Origin of the sequence: Brevundimonas halotolerans (assembly GCF_003730275.1) — a bacterium.
GTDB classification, from domain to species: Bacteria; Pseudomonadota; Alphaproteobacteria; order Caulobacterales; family Caulobacteraceae; genus Brevundimonas; species Brevundimonas halotolerans.
Map to the genome: position 1 here is coordinate 35852 of NZ_QTTA01000001.1, position 20994 is coordinate 56845.

The following is a 20994-nucleotide window of genomic DNA, read 5'->3' on the forward strand; positions in this document are numbered from 1 at the left end:
GGAGGGGAGCGCCATCCCATGAAGATCGCCATTTGCGGAACCGGGGGATTCAGCCGCGAAGTCGTGCCGCTGGCGTGGGAGATGGCCCGCGCGGCGGGTGCCCGCTCGCCCGAGGCCGTCTGCTTCATTCCCAAGGACGGTGAGCCGTACGCGCCCTCGGTGAACGGGCATCCCGTGATCCCGCTGGCCGATCTGCCTGAGGACTACGGCATCGTCGTCGCCATTGCCGAGGCTGCCATCCGCCGCCGGGTCGATGCCGAGATGCGGGCGGCGGGCCGGCCGCTGGTGTCTTTGATCGCCCCCACCGCCTTGCGGCGCGGGCCGTGCGAGGTCGGCGAGGGCGCCATCCTGTGCGACCACACGATCCTGACCGCCGATGTGCGGATCGGCCGGCAGTTTCACGCCAACATCTATGCCTACGTCGCCCATGACTGCGTGATCGGCGACTTCGTGACCCTGGCGCCGCGCGTGTGCATCAACGGCAATACGGTAATCGAGGACGACGTCTATATCGGGACGGGGGCGATCCTGCGTCAGGGTACGCCGGACAAGCCGCTGCGGATCGGCAAGGGGGCGGTGATCGGCATGGGGGCCGTGGTGACGAAGGACGTGGCCCCGGGCGAAACCGTGGTCGGCAATCCGGCCCGGCCGCTGGAACGCCGCTGAGCCGTCAGAGGGCGTAGGTGCCGGGGCGGTAGCGGGCCAGATTGGCCGGATCACGGAACCAGCCGATAGTGTCGTCCAGCCCGCGCGCGAATCCTTCCAGCCCAGCATAGGCCGGACGCCAGCCCGTCAGCGTCTGCACTCGCCTGGTGTCGGCAAACAGGCGCTCGACCTCGCTGGCCTCGGGCCGCAGGCGTTCGGCCTCGCTGACGATCTCGATATCGGCCCCCATCCGCTCGGCGATCAGGCGCGCAGTATCGCCGATCGAGACCTCAAAGCCGCTGCCCAGATTGGTCACTCCGCCGATCGCCGCGTCGCATTCGGCCACGGCGATGATGCCGGCCACGGTGTCGGAGACATGGCTGAAGTCGCGCGTGGGGCTGAGCGCGCCCAGCTTGACCTGGCGGGCCCCGGCGGCCAGCTGGGTGATGACGGTCGGAATGACAGCGCGGGCTGACTGGCGCGGGCCATAGGTGTTGAACGGCCGCACCAGCGACACGGGCGTCCCGAAGGCCGCATGGAAGCTCAGCGCAATCTGGTCCGCCCCGATCTTGGAAGCGGAATAGGGCGACTGGCCCTGAAGCGGGTGGTCCTCGGTCATCGGCACGAAGCGGGCGGTCCCATAGACCTCGCTTGTCGAGGTCGGCACCACGCGTTCGACCCCCAGATCGCGCGCCGCCTGCACGATGTTGAGCGTGCCGGTGACATTGGTGTCCACATAGGCGCCGGGCGAATGATAGCTGTAGGGAATGGCGATCAGGGCGGCCAGATGCAGCACCACATCGCAGCCCGTCATGGCGGTCCGCACCCCGTACGGATCGCGGACGTCGCCGGCGAAGACGTCCAGATCCGCCTGCACCTCGGTCGGGGACTGGTCCAGCCAGCCCCGGTGGCCAAAGCTGTTGTACTGGACAAAGGCCCGCACCCGGTGCCCGTCCCGCACCAGCCGTTCGACCAGATGCGAGCCGATGAAGCCGTCCGCCCCGGTGACCAGGATGCGTTTGCCGTTCAGCTGCATGGCGGCTGTCGTCCCTTCCACGGTCCGGGTCGGCGATTCGCCCCGGCCCGCCAGCATGGCCCAAACCACGCCATGCCAGAAGTCACCCGCCGTGAAGGTTGCGCCCCTTTCTGCCAGACGTTTATATGCTCACCAGTTCAATGGTCTGGTCGCAATCCATGCACCGCGCTTGCGTTTGCCCCCGGGGGCCCCATCGACCCCGCGGGAGCCGCAGATGAGCGTCGGCACCGATTTCCTTGACTGGATGCGCGATCAGGCCCTGCCGCTGTGGGCCGCGCAGGGCGTGGATCGCGCGCACGGCGGCTTTTTCGAGAAACTGAATGCCGACGGATCGCCCGCCGACCTGCCGCGGCGCGCGCGGGTGCTGGGGCGCCAGATCTATGTCTTTTCACGCGCGCCCTGGCTGGGCTGGACGGGACCGGCGGCCGATATCGTCAATCACGGCCTCACCACCCTGCCCGCCTTTCTGCGCGCCGACGGGCTGGCGCACTACCGGCTGGATGCCAGCGGACAGCCGCTGGACGACCGGCCCGACCTCTACGATCAGGCCTTTGTGCTGTTCGGCTTGGCCCACGCCCTGCCGCTGGTCGAGGATGCGGACGCGGTCATCCGCATCGCCGAGACCATGCGTCAGGCCCTCGAGGAGCTGCGGGCCCACCCGATCGCGGGCTATGAAGAGGACTCGCCGCCCTCATGGCCGCTCAAGGCCAATCCCCACATGCATCTGCTGGAAGCGGCACTGGCCTGGGCCACGGCCCTGCCGACGGAAGATGCCGGGCCCTGGCGCGACATGGCTGACCGGATCGCCCGACTGGCGCTCGACCGTTTCGTCGATCCCGACACGGGCGCAGTGCGCGAATACTACGATGGCGACTGGCAGGCCCTGCCGCAGGGGGCCGAGCCTCAGATCGAGCCGGGGCATCAGTTCGAATGGGGCTGGTTGCTGACCCGCTGGGGGCATATGCGCGCCCATGCCGGGGCTGTCGTGGCCGGGCGGCGGCTGGTTGATCTGGGCGAGAGCAAGGGCGTCGATGCGGCGCGCGGCGTCGCCTTTGGCGGTCTCGACGCCGATCTTGAACCTGGCGATACGGTCGCCCGCCTGTGGCCCCAGACCGAGCGGATCAAGGCCTGGGTCCAGCGTCGCGATCTGGCGACCACGGCGGACGAACGCAGCCATGCCGAGGGTCGCATCGAGGCGGCGGTCGCGGGTCTGATGCCCTATCTGCGCACCGACCGGCCCGGCCTGTTCCACGACCGGATGACCGCCGACGGCACCTTTATCGACGAGCCCGCCCCGGCCAGCAGCCTCTATCACCTGATGACCGCGGCCGAGGAACTGGCGGGCACGCGACCTGAGGATCAGCCCGCGACCGCATGATGCTCGATCCCCGCCAGAGATCCGGGCGGATTCATATCGACCATGTCCTTGAGAAAGCCGTTGGGGCTGAGCGTGCGGGCGCTGGGTGTCTCCAGCCCCACTACATCCGCAATATCGGCGACGAAGGCGATGCAGTTGCGATTGTTCAGATTATAGGTGCCGCCCTCGGCACTGGCCCAATAGTCGAACCGGAGCTTGATGGCCTCATAGGTCTCGTCGCTGATCGTCACGCTGAGATAGGCGATGCCGTCGGCCAGATAGGCGGGCTCGGGCCGGTTCAGAATGCCCCGGTCACTGAACAGCAACAGCTGCGGCCCCGGCGAGCGAGCGGTGAATCCCACGGCGTAATCGACGGGCAGCCCGTTACTCTCGAGCGTGCCGTGTAGATGCACAAAGGCGTGCGGAAACAGCAGCCAGCCATTCTGCACCTGATTGCCCTCATGCCCATAGAAGGTGACGGTCACCGCCGCTTGGGCCGGCAGGGCCGGAACCAGCCCGCCAACGACAAGCACGAGCACGAGGGGACGAAGGCGGGCCAACAGCGATCTCATCCCCCGACCCTGCCCGTTTGTGTGCCCCTAGAAAAGGCCCCGCTATTCCAGATTGCCCGTCCCGGGAAATCGGTCGATGGTCGGGATCTCTTTCAGGAGGCTGGTGATGGAATGGTGGCGTGGCGCGGTTCTGTACCAGGTCTATCCGCGCAGCTTTCAGGACAGTGACGGCGACGGTGTCGGCGACCTGAAGGGTCTGATCCGGCGGCTGGATCACATCGCCGGGCTGGGCGTGGACGGTCTGTGGCTGTCGCCGGTGTTTGCCTCGCCCATGAAGGACTTCGGCTATGACGTCTCGGACTATTGCGCCATCGATCCGCTGTTCGGCACGCTGGACGACTTCGACACCCTGGTTGCCGAGGTGCATGCGCGCGGGCTGAAGCTGATCATCGATCAGGTCTATGCCCATACCTCCGACGCCCATGACTGGTTCCGCGCCAGCCGTCACGACCGCACCAACGCCCGTGCGGACTGGTACGTCTGGGCCGATGCCAAGGCCGACGGCTCCCCCCCCAACAACTGGCAGTCCGTGTTCGGCGGGGCGGCCTGGACCTGGGACGCGCGGCGCGGCCAGTATTACATGCACAACTTCCTGGCCAGCCAGCCGCAGCTGAATGTGCGGAATCCCGAGGTGCAGGACGCCTTGGTGGACGTCACCCGCTTCTGGCTGGATCGGGGGGTCGACGGCTTTCGGCTGGATGCCATCAATTTCGCCATCCACGACGACGCCCTGACCGATAATCCGCCCGATCTCCGGCCCGGCCCGCGCACCCGGCCGTTCGATTTCCAGCTTCATCTGTACAACCAGTCCCAGCCCGAGATCCCCGCCTTTCTCGAGCGACTGCGGCAGCTGGCCGACACCTATGGCGACCGGTTCTTCGTGGCCGAGGTGGTGGGGGCCGAGGCCGAGGCCGAAATGCATGCCTTCACGCAAGGCCGCGACCGCCTGCACAGCGCCTATGGCTTCAACTATCTGTATGCGCGGGCGCTGAGTGCCGAGCTGGTGGCCGAGACGGTGGCCCGCTGGCCGGGGGCCGAGGGCGAGGGCTGGCCCTGCTGGACCTTTTCCAACCACGACACGCCGCGCGTCGCCAGCCGCTGGGCCGCCGGGCGTGATCCGGACGCCGTCGCCCGCCTCGCCATGCTGTTGCTGATGACCCTGCGCGGCAATGTGCTCGTCTATCAGGGCGAGGAGCTGGGCCTGCCCCAGGCCGAGGTGCCGTTCGAGCGGCTGGTCGATCCCGAGGCCATCGCCAACTGGCCCCTGACGCTGGGCCGCGACGGCGCCCGCACGCCCATGCCCTGGACGGCCGAGGCCCCGTTCGGCGGCTTCTCGGACGTCGAGCCCTGGCTGCCCATGGACCCACAGCATCTCGTCCGGGCAGTGACGGTCCAGCAAGCGGACACCGGGTCCATGCTGGCCTTGACCCGCCGGCTGATCGCGCTCCGCCGCGAGTGGCCGGCCCTGCGTCTTGGCCGGATGACGGTGCTGGAGGCGACCGGTCCCCGGCTGGTGTTCCGCCGTGACGATGGCGAGCAGAGCCTGATCTGCGCCTTCAACCTCGGCGAGGCGGCGCTGGACTGGCCTGCCCCGCCGGAAGGACGGCTGGTCACGGGGGTCAATGGCGGCGAGGGCCGGGCCGGGCACCTGCCGCCGCTGGCCGGGCAGATCCTGGACCTGTCGTCCTGACTGCGCCTGAATGTCGGCAGTCTGTCACATCCGACGGCTAGAGGCCGGGACATGCGCCGGACCCTTCCGCCCCTGCCATACGCCCTGCCGATTCGGCGCGGGGTCGAGATCGCCCTTGGGCTTGGCCTTGCAGCGGTCCTGATCGGGGGCGGTGCCTCGGCCTTCCTGTCGACCGGCGCACAGCGGTCACCGGCCAATACCGTCCGCCCACTCAGTGATCCCGCCGTGTTCGCCCGCTTCGATCCCTTCTTCCGTCAGGGTCAGGGCCCGGCTGTCCTCGACCTGTCGGCCGAGGGCTGGCTGCTGTTCGGCACCCGGACAGGCGCCTCGGGCACCGCCATCCTGCAAGGGCCGGACGGCACCCAGGCCGCCTATGGCATCGGCGACACAGTCGCGTCCGATCTGGTCCTGGCCTCGGTCGGGCGGGACCATGTGCTGCTGAGCCGCTCGGGGCGCTCCATACGGCTGGAGTTCGCTGACATCTCCATCCCGGCACCGCCGCCGCCGCCGGGCGGATCCACCGTCGGCCTGTCCGGAGACGCCGCGACCGCCGCCGCCGAAATGGGGCTGGTGGCCCCCGAGGCCGATCCCTTTATCGCCGGACTTCGGCCGCTTTCCAGCGGCGGTCAGGTCGAGGGCTATGTCTGGCGGAGGGGTGCGCAAATCCCCGCCCTGTCGGCCGCCGGCCTGCGCGAGGGCGATGTCATCACCGCCGTCGACGGCGAGCCCTTCACCCGCGACGAACGCCTGTGGGAGCTGGGCCAGGCGGTCGGCGGCGACGCCCCCGTCAGCCTGACCGTGCGACGTGGCGGCCAGACCCTGAATGTGACGATTGATCCGCCTTCGGAATAGATGATATAAATTCTATACTTTCGGTATAATTAGCTTTTCTGAATTCATTGATCTGACGACTGACTATTCGTCACAACGAATAACATTTGCGTCATCTTAACATTGCAAACCCCGATTAGACGACTGGTCCCGGGGTTGCCGGGTGCGTCAGACCGGTGTGCGGGTAGCCCAGACATTCATTCCGAGGGGTTTCCCAATGCGTCTTTCCAAGATCCTGCTCGCCAGCGCGGCCGCCCTGGCCCTGGCTTCCTGTGGTTCGGCCGAAGTGGCCTCGCCCGGCGAAGGTGACTTCGGCGGCGGTGGCGGCGGCGGCGGCGGCACCGGCGGCGGCGGTGGTGGTGGCACCGGCGGCGCGGCGGCGGACTGCCCGACCGGCTTCTCCAATGTCGGCACCATCACGGCGGCCGGTGGCGTTTCGCTCCGCAACTGCCAGCTGCCCGCGCTGATCGTCGGCAATCTGGTCGTCGCCCAGCGCGCCGGCACCATCTATTCGGTCTCGGGTCGCACCGATGTCGGCCAGGACCGCGGCGCCAACCCCTCGGCGCCGATCGCCGGCGCCCAGCAGGGCATTCTGACGGTCGAGCCCGGTGTCACCATCTTCGGTTCGGGCGGCCTGGACTATATCGTCGTCAACCGCGGCTCGCAGATCTTCGCCGAAGGCACCTCGACCAGCCCGGTCGTCTTCACCAGCCGCCAGTCGGTTGAAGGCACCACCGGTGTCGACTCGATCGGCCAATGGGGCGGTCTGGTCATCCTGGGCCGCGCGCCCATCGCCGCCTGCCCGGCCGGTGTGACCGCTCCGAACATCGCCTGTGAAGCCCAGGTTGAAGGCACCAACGCCTTCTACGGCGGCAACACCTCGGCCGATAACTCGGGCCGTCTGCGCTACTTCCGCCTGATGCACTCGGGCTTCCAGATCCTGCCCGGCAACGAGCTGAACGGCATTACCCTGGCCGGCGTCGGCTCGGGCACCACCATGGAATACATCCAGGTACACAACAGCTCGGATGACGGCATCGAGCCCTTCGGCGGCACCGTCAACATGAAGTATGTGATCCTGACCGGGAACGACGACGACAGCTTCGACACCGACACCGGCTATCGCGGCAACGTCCAGTTCCTGATCGTCCGTCAGGCTCCGACCCGCGGTGACCGTGGCTTCGAGTCGTCGGCGGCCGGCAGCGCCACCAGTGGCCTGTTCACCCGTCCGATCGTTTCCAATGCGACCGTCATCGGCCGCACAGACGGCGGCGGCGGTGACGGCATCCTGCTGAACACCGGCCACGCCCTGCAGCTGTACAACTCGGTCGTCGCCAAGCCCTCGGGTACCTGCTTCGACATCGACGACGCCGCCACCGTGGCCAACGGACCGACCTTCAACTCGGTCTACCTGTCCTGCGGCACGACCTTCCGTGCTGACGGCAACCAGGATGCGGCCACCGCAGCCATCTTCGGCACCGGCGCCAACAACAGCGCCGGCGGTTCGACCCTCAACGGCGTGATCAACGGCGCCAACGAGGCCGCGATCACCGCGACCCCGGTCAATGCGGTGAATGGCTTCTTCACGGACACGACCTACATCGGCGCCGTGCGTGACTCGACCGACACCTGGTTCGCCGGCTGGTCCTGCGGCATCGCCACCGGCTCGACCTGCTGACACCTGCGCCTGTCGGGGCGGCGGCCATAGCGCCGCCGCCCCGATTCGTCGTTTCCCGATATTTCCCATTCGAGGCGCTGATCATGAAGACGCTTTCCCTGACATTGAGCGGCCTGTTGCTCGCCAGCACGGCGCTGATCGCGCCCGGCGTGGCCATGGCCCAGCAGCAGGACCCGGTTCCGGCTGAAACGCCGGCCCAGGACCCGCTCGCCGAAACCCAGGTCGACGAGATCGTCGTTCTGGGCCGTTACATTCCCGAACCCCTGCGCGAGACCTCCGAGGTCGCATCGTTCGTGACGCAGGAAGACCTGCAGCGCACGGGCGATGACGATGCTGCCGCCGCCCTGACGCGGGTAACCGGCCTGTCGATCGTCGAAGGCCGCTTCATCTATGTGCGTGGCCTCGGCGAGCGCTATTCCTCGGCCCTGCTGAACGGGTCGCCGCTGCCCAGCCCCGAGCCGCTGCAGCGCGTGGTGCCGCTCGACCTGTTCCCGTCGTCGGTGCTCGAAGGCGTGACGGTTCAAAAAACCTATTCGGCCAACTACCCGGGCGAGTTCGGTGGCGGGGTCATCGACCTGCAGACCATCAGCGCCCCGCGCGAAGCCTTCCTGACCGTCTCGACCAGCATCGGTGGCAACACCGAGACGACCGGCCGTGAAGGCCTGATCTATTATGGCTCGCGCACCGACTTCACCGGCTTTGACGACGGCACCCGCGACGTGCCCGGCCTGCTGGAGACCGCGCTCGCCACCGGCAACCGCGTCGCCACCGGAGCGGACTTCACCTCGGCCGAGATCCAGGCCATCGGCCGCGACTTTGTCAACGCCCCGCTGAACCTGCTCCAGACCCAGGACTATATGCAGCCCAACTTCGGCATCGACATCGCCGGCGGCCGCACCTGGGACATCGGAAGTGGCGTGGACCTCGGCGTCGTCTTCGTCGCCGGCTATGACAACAGCTGGCGGACCCGCACGGGCCTGCAACAGGCCGGCCGTCTCGATATCGACCAGCTGGTCGTCCAGACCAGCTACGACTATGTCTCGACCGAAAACGACATTGGCCTGAACTTCCTCGGCGGCCTCAGCCTCGGCAATGAGGACCACCAGCTGAAGTGGACCAATCTGTTTGTCCGCAACGTCACCAAGGAAGCCCGTACCCGTGAAGGCGTCGACTTCGACGCCCCCGGCTCGGGCGAGGTGCGCGACGACTATACGGAATGGTTCGAGCGCAACCTGTTCACCAGCCAGCTGGCCGGTACCCACTGGCTGATGGATGGCGATCTGGAGCTGAGCTGGCGCGGGGCCTATGCCCTGACCGAGCGCGACGCGCCGTATGAAAAGGTCATCCGCTACCGTCTGGATCCGGATGGCGTCTATCGCCACGACACCGAGGCCCAGCGTAACTCGACCAGCTTCTCGGAGCTGGAAGACGAGATCGTCAGCGGCGGCGCCGACTTCGCCTGGACCACGGCCCTGTCGGATTTCCGTGACCTGACGGTGCGCGGCGGCATCGCCTATAGCGACAACACCCGTAACGCCCAGCGCCGCGATTTCCGCTTCTATGCACCCAACGGTCTGCCGCTGGACGTTCAGGACAGCCGCGTCGACTATCTGTTCTCGGACTTCAACCTGGGACCGGATCTGCTGGAGCTGCAGGAAATCACGCCTTCGGGCGGCGCTGCGGCCTATGACGCCGGTCTGGAAACCCAGGCCGCCTATCTGCAGGTCGAGGCCGAGATCATCCCGCTGGTCAGCATTTCGGCTGGTGTTCGCTACGAGGAAGCCAGCCAGTTCGTCACGCCGGTCGAGCTCTTTAACGGCACCCTGGTGTTCCAGCCGACCCAGCTGGAAAATGACTACGTCCTGCCGTCGGCGACGCTGACCTGGAACTTCGCCGAGGACATGCAGCTGCGCCTCGGTGCGTCCAAGACCATCGGTCGCCCGCAGTTCCGCGAACTGGCCCCTCAGCAATACCAGGACCCGGACAACGATCGTCTGTTCTTCGGTAACCCCTATCTGGTGGATACCGAGCTGGTGAACCTGGACGCCAGGGTCGAGTGGTATTTCGCCCGCGGCCAGTATGTGACCGGCGGCGTCTTCTACAAGGACATCGAGAACCCGATCGAATCCTCGATCAACGAACAGGGCAACCTGCTCCAGCAGACCTACCTCAATGCGCCGAACGCGACCCTGATGGGCTTCGAGCTCGACGCCAAGAAGTACTGGGAGATGCCGGATCACAACTGGGATTTCGTGGCCAACAAGCGCTGGCTGGTCCAGGCCAACTACACCTTCACCGACTCCGAGGTGAATGTGGAAGCCGGCGATGTGGTCTTCCCGCTGGCGGCCTTCGGTGCCGCGCGTCCGGCTTCGGACTACATCATCGACGGCAGCCGTATGCAGGGTCAGTCGGAACACCTGGCCAATCTGCAGCTGGGCTGGGAAGACGATGTGGCCCGCTCGCAAGCGACCATCCTGGTGACCTATGTGTCCGAGCGCAGCTCGGCCCGCGGCCGCCCGGGTGAGCCCGACCTGATCCAGGAGCCCGGCATCATGCTGGACTTCGTCTACCGCAAGGACTTCGACTGGATGGGCCGCGACATGGGCCTGGGCATCGAGGTCCGGAACCTGCTGGACGAGGAATATCTGGAGTACCAGGAACTGGGCAACCGCATCACCGCCAATGCCTATGACCTGGGCATGAGCGGCTCGATCAGCCTGACGACCCGCTTCTAGGCGGTCTCCTCCCCCAGACTATGAGGGCCGGCGCGCAATCGCCGGCCCTTTTTCTTTGGTTGCAAGCGCAGCTTGACGTTTGTGGCCGTCTTGACGCACCTCTTCCTTAAGTCCCCTCTCCCGTGGGAGAGGGGGTTGGGGGTGAGGGGCTCTCCGCCTCCCTCGGCGTGAGCCGTCGCACCGGTCCTGCCACGGCTTGCGCCGACTGACACCGTCGCCCCTCATCCGTCGCTCGCGCGACACCTTCTCCCATCGGGAGAAGGGACAATGATGATGGGTTGAGCGCCTCAGTTATGATAGCCGCCCCCGAATTCCCCCGCCCCTTCAACGCCCCCACCGTTTCCCGGACCGTTCTTCCCGACCAGGTCCAGCCGTATGCAACCCTCAGAGCGTCCCATCGCACGGAGGGCTCGTAAGGCCTGCGACCTTGTGAGCGGCGGGAGCGGATGGAGCGGGGGTGTTGGGACACCGCCGATCAAACTTCGGGCCTCAAGCAGTGAGCGCCCGCGGCGCGAACGGCAGGCCCCAAAAACATTGGGTCGAGGGGGAAACTCGATCGTCCGGGAGGTGTCGCAGGACACCCCCGCCCGCCGGGGGCGCTGCGGTAAGGCGATAACACCGCCACCCGACGCAAGCTTCCGGAAAACCAGCCGCGCGGAGCGTCAGCTTTCGTCGAAACGGTAATACTCATTCACTCCGGGCGAAGGCCCGGCGCTCCGCCTGCCCTCCAACCTCTGCCGCGCGCGGCAAGGGGGGTTCCGCATGCCCGCCTCCCTACACCCACGTATAGGTCGTCTTGACCTGGGTGTAGAATTCCTGCGCGGCAAAGCCCTGTTCGCGGGGGCCATAGCTGGACTTCTTGGTGCCGCCGAACGGCAGGTGATAGTCGACGCCGGCGGTGGCCAGATTGACCATCACCATGCCGGCCCGGGCGCGGCGCTGGAATTCCCGCGCGGACTTCAGGCTCTGGGTCACGACCCCGGCAGACAGGCCGAACTCGGTGCCGTTGGCGACCGCGAGCGCCGCCTCGAAATCGGCCACGCGGGTCACCGAGGCAACCGGGCCGAACACCTCCTCGCGGTTAATGCGCATCTCGGCCGTAGTGTCGGCGATCAGGGTGGGCTGGACGTACCAGCCGGGGGTCGGGACCTGCGGCTTGCCGCCGCCCGCCACGATCCGTCCGCCCTCGCCCGTGGCGATCTCGATATACCGCTCGTCGCCCTGCTGCTGGGCTTCGGTCACGGCCGGGCCGATCTGGGTGTCGGGGTCCAGCGCATGGCCGACTCTGAGGGCCGCGACCCGCTCGGCCAGCGCCGCGACGAAGCGGTCGTGGATGCCGTCCTCGACGATCAGGCGCGACGAGGCCGTACACCGCTGGCCCGTGGACATGAAGGCCCCGTCCAGCGCCACCTCGACCGCCCGGTCCAGATCGGCGTCGTTCAGGATCACCAGCGGGTTCTTGCCGCCCATCTCCATCTGCACCCGGGCCTGACGCCGGGCGCAGCCCATGGCCACCCCCTCGCCCACCGACTGGGAGCCGGTAAAGCTGATCCCGTCGATGCCCGCATGGTCGACCATCGCCTGACCGACATCGCCCCGGCCGATGGCCAGATTGAAGACCCCGTCCGGCAGTCCCGCCTCGTGCAGGATGGCCGCCAGCGCCTCGGCCATTGCGGGGGTCGGTCCCGCCGGCTTCATCACCACCGTATTGCCAAAGGCCAGTGCCGGGGCCGCCTTCCACGCCGGGATGGCCACGGGAAAGTTCCACGGCGTAATCAGGCCGAACACGCCCACCGCCTCGCGCCGCGTCCCGGCCTCGACGCCCGGTCGGACCGAGGCCACCGTCTGGCCATGCAGGCGCAGGGCCTCTCCAGCGAAATAGCGGAACACCCGCCCGGCGCGGGCCACCTCGCCGATGCCCTCGGCGAGGGTCTTGCCCTCCTCGCGCGACAGCAGCCGTCCCAGCGTCTCGCGCCGCTCCAGCAGCAGGGCGGCGGTACGGTCCAGAATGTCGGCGCGTACCTCGGGCGAAGCACCCGACCAGCCGTCAAAGGCATCACGCGCGGCGGTGACAGCGGCCTCAACCTCGGCCGGGCCCGCCTGCGGCAGGTGGGCGACCACCTCATTGGTGTCCGAGGGGTTGGTCCGCACCGAGGGCCGGTCGGCCTCGACCCGCTTGCCGTTGATCCAGTGGCACAGGTTGAGTGGCGCGGTCATGGGAACTCCTCGGGCGTGATTGCCCCTTCTAGGCGGAGGGAGGCGCCATGACAAAGGGCGGCGCCCGGATGGACGCCGCCCCCTGAAGGCTTCACGTGGTGACGGGTCTATTCGACCGGATCACCGTTGATGTCGACCACGCGGACCTCGCCCAGACCCAGCTCGCGGATCTTCGGCTCGATCGCGGCCCGATCGCCGACGATCACCCAGACGGTCGGGCCATCGCCCAGCACGTCACGGGCTGCGGCCGAAACCGAGGCCGGGGTCGTGGCGGCCAGACCGGCCGTGCGTTGGTCGTAGTAGTCCTCCGGCAGACCATAGACGACCATCTGCACCAGATCACCGGCCACCGAGGCATTGGTCTCCCAGTCGCCGGCCATGCCCTGGATCAGGTTGGCCTTGTGGGCTCCCAGTTCCTGGTCGGTGACCGGACGGCCGTCGACGATGCCCGTCAGCTCGTTGTCGATCTCGACCAGGCTGTCGGCCGTGCGGTCGGCCTGGACACCGGTCGAGACCAGGAACAGGCGCTCACCCGGCGTCGTGCGGATGCCCGAACCGGCGCCATAGGACCAGCCCTTGTCCTCGCGCAGGTTCATGTTGATCCGGCTGGTGAAGGCCCCGCCCAGCGCCGTGTTCATGGCGGTGATGTTGGGCTCGGTCGACGGATCCAGCGCCGGGACCAGGCGGCCGGCCATGATGATCGACTGCGGACCCGGGCGGTCCACGATCAGCACCTGCGGCTGGCTGTAGGACGGCGGCGTGCCGACACCCGCCCGCTGGGGCAGGGCCGAAGCCGGCGCGTCCCAGTCGGCAAAGGCGCGTTCCAGCTCGGGCACCAGCTCGGCCATGGTCGTGTCACCTACGACCACCAGGGTGGCGTTGTCGGGACGGAACCAGGTGTCGTGGAAGGCTTGGGCGTCGGCCGGCGTCAGGGCCTGAACGGTCGCCTCGGAACCCGAGTTGGACCGGCCATAGGGGCTGTCGTCGCCGTAAAGGGCGTCGGCCAGCAACCGGTTGGCGATGGCGCCCGGGTTACGGTTCGACTGCTGAATGCCTGAGACCTGCTGGGTCTGGGCCCGCTGGAAGTCTTCCGGACGGAAGGCCGGGTTCATGACCACATCGGCGAACAGGTCCAGCGACGGAGCCAGACGGGACTCGATCGCCGTCATGCTGACCGTGGTGTAGTCGGTCGTCGACCCGGCGCCGAGGGTGGCCCCCAGCAGCTGCTGGCGATCACTGATCTCGAGGGCGTCCAGCGTGTCCGTGCCGTTGGTCATGACCGCCGGGGTCAGCACGGCCAGGCCGTTCTTGTCGGCGGACTCGGCGACGGCACCGGCGTTGACGATGAGGTTCATGCTGACCGTCGGTACGCCCGAACGCGGCGCCAGGATGACCTGCAGCCCGTTCGACAGGGTGACCCGCTCGAAGTCCGGGAACCCGGCCATCGGCATCTCGGTCGCCGCCGGCATCTGCGAACGGTCGGCGCCGGTCGCGGCGGCCGAGTATTCGGGGAAGGGCAGGACCTCCAGCGTATAGGAACCGTCCATCAGCCATTCACGACCAGCAGCCACAAGGTCCGCCGGACGCGCGTCCAGCACGCGCTGGTAGCTAACGCGCCAGGCGCCCGGGTCGTTGTGATAGACCTCGCCCTCGGCCAACAGGTCGGACTTGCCGCCGAAGCCGCCGATACGCTCCAGACCGCGGACATAACCCGAGCCGGTCGAGGTGCGGGCGCGCTCCAGTTCGATGGCGGTCGGACCATCGGCCAGCAGGCGGGCGACTTCCTCGTCGAGGATGGCCTCAATCTCGGCCAGATCCTGGCCCGGCTTGGCCGTGGCGATGATCATGAACTGGCTGCCGATCTCGCCCTCCGAGACAAAGGCCCCGACGTTGGTGGCGATCTGGTCGTCAAACACCAGACGCTTGTAGAGGCGCGAGTTGCGACCCGATGTCAGCACCTGGGCCAGCAGGCCGAGGTTGTCGGTGTCGGCCTCGCCAGCGGGCGGGACGTTCCAGACCTTGTAGAGGCGCGGCTGGCCGACGCGGTCATACATGACCTCGCGCTGCTCGCCTTCCATGCGGGCGATCATCCGGGCCGGCTGGGTGACCGGCGGTCCCGGGGGAATGTCGCCGAAATAGTGCTGGACCTTGGCCAGGGCCTCTTCGGGGCTGATGTCGCCAGCCAGCACGATGACGGCATTGGCCGGGCCGTAGTAGCTGCGGAACCAGTCCTGCACATCCTCGAGCGCGGCGGCGTCGAGGTCGGCCATCTCGCCGATGACGGTGTGGCCGTAGGGGTGATCGTCCGGATAGGTGGCGAAGGTGATGGCGTTCCAGGCACGGCCATAGGGCTGGTTCTCGCCCTGACGTTTCTCATTCTGGACGACGCCGCGCTGCTCATCCAGGCGGGCCTGGTCAACGGCCCCCAGCAGGTGGCCCATGCGATCGCTTTCCAGCCACAGCATGGCATCGAGCCCGCTGGTCGGGACGTTCTGGAAATAGTTGGTGCGGTCGGTGTTGGTGGTGCCGTTCTGGTCGGTCGCCCCCAGCAGTTCGGTCGCCTTGAAGAAGTCCGAGTTGAAGTTCTCCGACCCGTTGAACATCAGGTGTTCGAACAGGTGGGCAAAGCCCGACCGGCCGAGGGGCTCGTTCTTGGACCCGACGTGGTACCAGATGTTGACCGCCACGATCGGGGCCTTGCGATCCTCATGGACGATCAGGGTCAGACCGTTGTCCAGAACAAAGCGGGTGTAGGGGATGTCCACATCCGGCAGCGCCGGCAGGGCGGAGTCCTGAAGGGCCGCGCCGGCCTCGGCGGCGGTGGCGGGCACGACGGCGTGCGGGTCGGGCCGCAGGTCGGTCGACTGGGCCTGGGCGGCGGTCGCGAGGATGGCCGGGAGGCAGGCGCCGGCAATCAGATAGCGGCGAAGCGTGGACGGTTTCATGGATACACCCCTGTGTTCAGCCTCCAGACAGAGGCCTTCGACAAAGTCCTAACCCGTGGCTTCGGCCTCGCAAAGGGCGGCAACATTGCGAATCTGTAAGGTTTGGCAGCCGCTTACGCAGGCGCGAAGCTGTCGGGTGGAATTGTGCGATCGCCTGACCGTCCGGTCCACCCGACGCATGATGGAGCCAATATTGCACCGCACACGAAAGAAATTGCCTATTGCGCCGCAATAGTCTCCTATCCGCTTCCGGGGGTCGGGTTCAGTCGAAGCGGCCTCTCCGCCTCCTCCCTGAGCCTCCCCGGATCCTGCCATGACCCCCTCCCCGCTGCTGGCCCATCAGGCCGCCCTTCAGATCGACTCCACCGCGACGGGCTGGATCCTGACCTCGACAGCCCTCGTTCTGCTGATGACCCTGCCGGGGCTGGCGCTCTTCTATGGCGGGATGGTGCGGCGCAAGAACCTGCTGGCGACGATCGCCCATTCAACGGCGGCGCTGGCGATCGTGACCGTGCTGTGGTTCGTCGCCGGCTACAGTCTGTCTTTCGGACAGGGGCCGGACGCGATCAATGGCCTGATCGGAGGGCTGGACGCTGCCTTTCTGAACGGCGTCGGGATCGGCACGGCGCACAGCCTGTCGCCGGGCCTGCCTGAGTTCCTATGGATCGCCTATCAGCTGACCTTTGCCATCATCACCCCGGCCCTGATCGCCGGGGCCTTTGCCGAGCGGATGAAGTTTTCGGCGTCCCTGCTGTTCTTCGGCCTGTGGCACCTGATCGTCTACGCCCCGATCTGCCATCAGGTCTGGGGCGGCGGCTATCTGGGCAGTATGGGCGTTCTGGACTTTGCGGGTGGCGCCGTGGTGCACGTCAATGCGGGTGTCGCGGGTCTGGTCTGTGCGCTGGTGCTGGGGCCGCGCCATGGCTTTGGCCGGGACAATATGGCGCCCCACAATCTGTCGCTGACCGCGATCGGCACCGGGCTGCTGTTCGTCGGCTGGCTGGGTTTCAATGCCGGGTCGGCCTGGGCCGCGGATGGCATTGCCGCCGTGGCCGCCCTGAACACCATTCTGGCCGCCGCGGCCGCCGCGCTGGGCTGGATGGTCGTCGAGTGGATCGACCACAAGAAGCCCACCCTGCTGGGCCTGTTGTCCGGAATCGTCGGGGGTCTGGTCGGTGTGACACCGGCGGCAGGGCTGGTCGATCCGAAGGGTGCCTTCCTGATCGGGGCCATCTCGGGACCAGCCTGCTATTTCGGGGCCGTCTGGCTGAAGCGCGCCCTCAAGTACGATGACAGTCTGGACGCGTTCGGGGTGCACGGCATGGGCGGGATCGTGGGCGCCCTGCTGACCGGCGTGTTTGCCACTGCGGCGATTAACCCGGTCGCCGAGGGGGCCTCGATCCTGAATCAGGCGCTGGGTCTTGTCGCCGTGATCGCCTGGAGCGCGGTCGGCACCTTTTTCGTGCTGATGATCTGCAAGTTCACTACGGGCCTGAAGGTCACGCGTGAGCAGGAGATCGAGGGGCTGGACGTCACCCAGCACGGCGAGGGGCTGCACTAACCCCCTGTCGTTACATCATGGCGGCGGGCTCAAGACGATAGGTGACGCCGCCGGAACTGGCTTCCAGAAGGTCCGGTCCGGCCTGGCGAAAACGCAGGATCGGCTCGCCGCCAGTATCCAGCAGGGCAACGGTGTCGTCGAGGACGCGCCAGCCTGCGACGCGCGCCAGGGCCGTATCTTCGCACCCTTCGAGGTAGACGCCATAAACGCCGCCCTGTTCGATCTTTTGCAGGGCGATGCGACAGCCCCTCTGGTCCGTCTTGTCAGAGGCGTGAAGGGCCCATAGGCCGCTGACGGTTTCCGGGCCGAGCGGTCGGGGGTCCTGAGCTATGGGGGCTGAAGCGTCAGACATGGCTGTGTTTCCTGAAAGGGCCGCCGCATCGGTCTCGGCCGCCGTGCAGGCACCGGCCGCCAGTGTCAGGGCGATCAGCCCGCAAAGTCCCGGTCGAAATCCGCCCATGGTTTCCGGCTCCTCGTCTGCGACGGCACCGCGCCGTCTGGGACCTATCTCCTTTACCATTCGGTGGCTAGACTAAGGCCCTGCCCGGTCGAACGTCGGCCGAACCCCTGAGTTGCGCGTGTTCAACGATCTGATCCCCCGGAAGCCCGGGACCGAACCTCTCGTCGAGGCCGTCAAGGCGTGCCGGCCCCACCTTGTTTGGGCGGCGGTGTTCAGTGCGCTGGTGAACCTGCTGTATCTGACGCCGACCATCTACATGCTGCAGGTCTATGACCGGGTGGTGCCGACCGGCGGACTACAGACGCTGTTGCTGGTCAGCGCCATCGCCGTCTTTGCGCTCGCGACCCTGGCGCTGCTGGACTGGCTGCGGACGCGGCTGCTGGTGCGCGCCGGCCTGAGGCTTGACCGGCTGCTGGTCGGGCGCCTGCTGGGACGGGTTGTCGACTTGCAGGCCCAGTCACCGGGCAGCCAGGTGCTGCGCGAGTTCGACCATGTGCGCACGGCCGTATCCGGGCAGGGGGTGCTGTCGCTGTTCGATGCACCCTGGACGCCGATCTATATCGGCTGCTGCTTCCTGTTGCACCCGGCGCTGGGAGCGCTGACGCTGGTCGGGGCCATCATCCTGCTCATTCTGGCGGTGCTGAACGAGCGCGACAGCCGCCCGCGCCTTAATCAGGCGATGAAGGACTCCCAGGCCGCCTATGCCGCGCAGGAAAGCATGGCCGGCCAGTCCGAAGTAGTGCGTGCGCTGGGGATGCGGCAGGCGGGCATCGCCCTGCAGGTGCAGCAGCGACAGGTCGCCACAGCGCAGCAGGTCGAGGCCCAGTTCACCGGCGGGCGCTATACCGGCATCATCAAATTCCTGCGGCTGATGCTGCAATCGGCGTCGCTGGGACTGGCGGCGCTCCTGACGGTTCGGGGGCATATCTCGGCCGGGTCCATCATCGCGGCCTCGGTGCTGCTGACCCGGGCGGTTCAGCCGATCGAGCAGATGGTCGGGGCCTGGCCGACGCTGGTGCAGGCCAAGGCGTCGTGGAAGGCGCTGATCGAGCTGTTTGCCGCCACGGGTCGGGTTGACCGGGTCACCACCACCCTGCCCGCGCCCGAGGGCCGACTGGGGCTGGAGCAGGTGACGGTCCGCCTGCCCGGCAGCGAGGTGCCGCAACTGCGCGGCATCACCCTGTCGCTGGAGCCCGGCCAGGTTCTGGGCGTGATCGGGCCCAGCGGATCGGGCAAGACGACGCTGGCTCGCGTGGTCGCGGGAGCCATTCCGCCCACGTCGGGCTCGGTGCGGCTGGACGGCGCCGACTATGACGCGCGCGCGGGCGACACCCTGGCCGAGCACATCGGCTATTTGCCCCAGGTGCCGGGCCTGTTTTCCGGATCGGTGAAGGATAACATCTCCCGGTTCCGCTCGGCGTTGGGCACAGACCCCGAACAGATCGACCGTGAAGCCATCGCGGCGGCCAAGGCGGCCGGGGTGCATGAGATGATCCTGCGCCTGCCGCATGGCTATGACACCGTGCTGGGTCACAACGGCGCAGGCCTCTCGGTCGGCCAGTCGCAGCGCGTCGCCCTGGCACGGGCGCTCTACCGCGACCCGGTCGTGCTGGTGCTGGACGAGCCCAATGCCAATCTGGATCAGGAGGGCGAGGCCGCCCTGACCCAGGCGATCAAGGGCGCCACGGCGCGCGGCGCATCGGTGTTGATGGTGGCGCACAGGGCCGGTGTGCTGGGCATCGCCGACCGCCTGCTGATGCTGCGCGAGGGCACGGTCCAGATCGAAGGCCCGCGCGACGAGGTGATGATGCGGCTGAACCCCGGGCGGGCCAAGCCGACCGTCGTGCCGCCGCCGGGAGCGCAGTCGGCATGAGCGAGCTGGACTTTCCCGATCTGGGCCGCCCCGCCACTGCGCCCGCGGCGCCGACGGACGCGCCCGTCCCCGCCGCTGGACCTGAAGGGCCGGACGACTCGCCTCGCAGTGAACTGCTGGTCGGGGGCGCGATCATCGCCCTGTTCTTCGTGCTGTTCCTCGGCTGGGCCGCGTTCGCGCCCTTGGATGCGGGGGCCTTTGCCAGCGGCCAGGTCTCGGTCTCGGGCAACCGGCAGGCCGTGCAGCATCGCGATGGCGGTGTGGTCAGCGCCCTGCACGTCGCCGAGGGCGACACGGTCGAGGCGGGCCAGATCCTGATCGAGGTCGCGGGCGGGGAGCTGGCCGCCACCGAGCGCGGCCTGACGGGTCAGGTCGTGGCCTTGCTGGCGCAGCGAGCGCGACTTGAGGCCGAGCGGAGCGGCCTGGGCAGTATTCCGGTACCCCCCGAGTTCGCCGCCATGAGCCCGGGGGACCAGGCGCTGGCCGACGAGGCCATGTCCCTTCAACGGCAACAGTTCACCGCCCGGCGCAGCGGCCGCTCGACCGAGCGGGGCGTTCTGGGCCAGCGCGTCAGCCAGCTGCAACAGCAGGTGTCGGGCTATGAGCGCCAGCTGGTGGCCAATGCCGAGCAGAAGCGACTGATCGAGGAAGAGCTGGCCGATGTGCGCAGCCTGGCCGAGCAGGGCTATGCCCCCATCAGCCGGGTGCGGGCGCTGGAGCGGCAGGCTGCTGCGCTGGATGGCGAGGCCGGCTCGCTACGTGCCGAAATCGCCCGCGCCAATGAAGCCATGGGCGAGGCGCGGCTGCAGATGTCGGGCGTCGGTACCGACATGGACGAGGATGTCACAGAACAGCTGCGCGCGGTCGAGGTGCAGTTGAACGAGCTGCAGCCTCGCCTGACCGAGGTTCGCGCCCAGATCGAGCGCAACCGCGTCCGGGCCCCCGTCTCGGGTCAGGTGGTCGGCCTGACCATCTTCACACCCGGCGGCGTCATCCAGGCGGGCCAGACGCTGATGGAGATCGTGCCGTCCAATGCGTCCCAGGTGATCGTCGCCCGCATCAACCCGAACGACATCGACAACCTCCGCGTCGGCCTTTTGACCGAGGTGAAGTTTCCCGGTCTGAGAACCTCCAACCCGCCCGTGCTGCGGGGCCGGGTCGAACGGCTGTCGGCCGACAGCTTTACCGAGGAAGGCTCGAACAACCGCTATTTCCGCGCCGAGATCGTGGTGCCGCCCGAGGAACTGGCCAAGCTGGGTCGGGGCGCCGACTCGATCCGCTCGGGCTCACCGGTCGAGGTCGTGATCGTGCTGCGCCGCCGGACCCTCCTGCAGTATCTGGTCGAACCCCTGGTCCGCGGCCTGTGGCGAACGGGGAGTGAGCTTTAGGCCCTC

14 protein-coding genes are annotated in these 20994 nt (G+C 67.7%); 9 read left to right on the forward strand and 5 right to left on the reverse strand.

Features of this window, described 5'->3' with window-relative positions; all coding sequences use genetic code 11:
• Positions 1–18 precede the first annotated feature (18 nt).
• Positions 19–666, forward strand: a complete 648-nt coding sequence (locus EG854_RS00155; RefSeq protein ID WP_123285714.1) for a NeuD/PglB/VioB family sugar acetyltransferase — start codon at positions 19–21, stop codon at positions 664–666.
• Between the two features lie 4 nt (positions 667–670).
• On the opposite strand, the gene EG854_RS00160 is transcribed toward EG854_RS00155, so the two are convergent.
• Positions 671–1702, reverse strand: a complete 1032-nt coding sequence (locus EG854_RS00160) for an NAD-dependent 4,6-dehydratase LegB (RefSeq protein ID WP_277424039.1) — start codon at positions 1700–1702, stop codon at positions 671–673.
• A 193-nt stretch (positions 1703–1895) separates the two neighbouring features.
• Between EG854_RS00160 and EG854_RS00165 the strand changes: the two genes are divergently transcribed.
• The gene (locus EG854_RS00165; RefSeq protein ID WP_123285715.1) at positions 1896–3059 is read left to right on the forward strand and encodes an AGE family epimerase/isomerase; all 1164 of its coding nucleotides are present in this window, start codon (positions 1896–1898) and stop codon (positions 3057–3059) included.
• On the opposite strand, the gene EG854_RS00170 is transcribed toward EG854_RS00165, so the two are convergent.
• A complete protein-coding gene (locus tag EG854_RS00170; RefSeq protein ID WP_164461727.1) occupies positions 3041–3610 on the reverse strand; it encodes a hypothetical protein in 570 nt (189 codons plus the stop codon). The genes EG854_RS00165 and EG854_RS00170 overlap by 19 nt on opposite strands.
• Before the next feature lie 106 nt (positions 3611–3716).
• On the opposite strand from EG854_RS00170, the gene EG854_RS00175 reads away from it, so the two are divergent.
• From EG854_RS00175 to EG854_RS00195, 4 genes are all read left to right on the forward strand, one after another.
• Positions 3717–5300 carry an alpha-amylase family glycosyl hydrolase gene (locus EG854_RS00175; protein ID WP_241153052.1) on the forward strand — a complete coding sequence of 528 codons (1584 nt, stop codon included), beginning with the start codon at positions 3717–3719 and terminating at the stop codon, positions 5298–5300.
• Positions 5301–5351: 51 nt separating this feature from the next.
• Positions 5352–6152, forward strand: a complete 801-nt coding sequence (locus tag EG854_RS00180) for a type II secretion system protein N (RefSeq protein ID WP_123285718.1) — start codon at positions 5352–5354, stop codon at positions 6150–6152.
• 196 nt (positions 6153–6348) lie between these two features.
• On the forward strand, positions 6349–7809 hold the full coding sequence (locus tag EG854_RS13210) for a hypothetical protein (RefSeq protein ID WP_183211106.1): 1461 nt from the start codon (positions 6349–6351) through the stop codon (positions 7807–7809).
• Positions 7810–7892: 83 nt separating this feature from the next.
• Positions 7893–10544: a TonB-dependent receptor domain-containing protein gene (locus EG854_RS00195; protein WP_123285721.1), complete on the forward strand. Its 2652-nt coding sequence runs from the start codon at positions 7893–7895 to the stop codon at positions 10542–10544.
• Positions 10545–11318: 774 nt separating this feature from the next.
• On the opposite strand, the gene EG854_RS00200 is transcribed toward EG854_RS00195, so the two are convergent.
• Positions 11319–12761: an aldehyde dehydrogenase family protein gene (locus EG854_RS00200; RefSeq protein WP_123285722.1), complete on the reverse strand. Its 1443-nt coding sequence runs from the start codon at positions 12759–12761 to the stop codon at positions 11319–11321.
• A 107-nt stretch (positions 12762–12868) separates the two neighbouring features.
• Entirely contained in the window at positions 12869–15706 is a 2838-nt protein-coding gene (locus EG854_RS00205) for a M16 family metallopeptidase (RefSeq protein WP_123285723.1), read from the reverse strand.
• Between the two features lie 313 nt (positions 15707–16019).
• On the opposite strand from EG854_RS00205, the gene EG854_RS00210 reads away from it, so the two are divergent.
• Positions 16020–17267: an ammonium transporter gene (locus EG854_RS00210; RefSeq protein WP_123285724.1), complete on the forward strand. Its 1248-nt coding sequence runs from the start codon at positions 16020–16022 to the stop codon at positions 17265–17267.
• 10 nt (positions 17268–17277) lie between these two features.
• Here the strand turns inward: EG854_RS00210 and EG854_RS00215 are convergent, their stop codons facing one another.
• Positions 17278–17727, reverse strand: coding sequence for an AprI/Inh family metalloprotease inhibitor (locus EG854_RS00215; RefSeq protein ID WP_164461729.1), 450 nt, complete (start codon positions 17725–17727; stop codon positions 17278–17280).
• A 118-nt stretch (positions 17728–17845) separates the two neighbouring features.
• Between EG854_RS00215 and EG854_RS00220 the strand changes: the two genes are divergently transcribed.
• A complete protein-coding gene (locus tag EG854_RS00220) occupies positions 17846–19600 on the forward strand; it encodes a type I secretion system permease/ATPase (protein WP_123285726.1) in 1755 nt (584 codons plus the stop codon).
• On the forward strand, positions 19597–20988 hold the full coding sequence (locus EG854_RS00225; protein ID WP_123285727.1) for an HlyD family type I secretion periplasmic adaptor subunit: 1392 nt from the start codon (positions 19597–19599) through the stop codon (positions 20986–20988). Before EG854_RS00220 ends, EG854_RS00225 begins: the two co-directional genes overlap by 4 nt.
• Positions 20989–20994: the final 6 nt, after the last annotated feature.

What these genes read in the sequence shown, in the direction of transcription:
- EG854_RS00165 (WP_123285715.1), top strand. Translation starts at nt 1,896, where the DNA reads ATGAGCGTCGGCACCGATTTCCTTGACTGGATGCGCGATCAGGCCCTG.
- EG854_RS00180 (WP_123285718.1), top strand. Translation starts at nt 5,352, where the DNA reads ATGCGCCGGACCCTTCCGCCCCTGCCATACGCCCTGCCGATTCGGCGC.
- EG854_RS13210 (WP_183211106.1), top strand. Translation starts at nt 6,349, where the DNA reads ATGCGTCTTTCCAAGATCCTGCTCGCCAGCGCGGCCGCCCTGGCCCTG.
- EG854_RS00200 (WP_123285722.1), bottom strand. Translation starts at nt 12,761, where the DNA reads ATGACCGCGCCACTCAACCTGTGCCACTGGATCAACGGCAAGCGGGTC.
- EG854_RS00155 (WP_123285714.1), top strand. Translation starts at nt 19, where the DNA reads ATGAAGATCGCCATTTGCGGAACCGGGGGATTCAGCCGCGAAGTCGTG.
- EG854_RS00215 (WP_164461729.1), bottom strand. Translation starts at nt 17,727, where the DNA reads ATGGGCGGATTTCGACCGGGACTTTGCGGGCTGATCGCCCTGACACTG.
- EG854_RS00195 (WP_123285721.1), top strand. Translation starts at nt 7,893, where the DNA reads ATGAAGACGCTTTCCCTGACATTGAGCGGCCTGTTGCTCGCCAGCACG.
- EG854_RS00175 (WP_241153052.1), top strand. Translation starts at nt 3,717, where the DNA reads ATGGAATGGTGGCGTGGCGCGGTTCTGTACCAGGTCTATCCGCGCAGC.
- EG854_RS00210 (WP_123285724.1), top strand. Translation starts at nt 16,020, where the DNA reads ATGACCCCCTCCCCGCTGCTGGCCCATCAGGCCGCCCTTCAGATCGAC.
- EG854_RS00225 (WP_123285727.1), top strand. Translation starts at nt 19,597, where the DNA reads ATGAGCGAGCTGGACTTTCCCGATCTGGGCCGCCCCGCCACTGCGCCC.
- EG854_RS00205 (WP_123285723.1), bottom strand. Translation starts at nt 15,706, where the DNA reads ATGAAACCGTCCACGCTTCGCCGCTATCTGATTGCCGGCGCCTGCCTC.
- EG854_RS00170 (WP_164461727.1), bottom strand. Translation starts at nt 3,610, where the DNA reads ATGAGATCGCTGTTGGCCCGCCTTCGTCCCCTCGTGCTCGTGCTTGTC.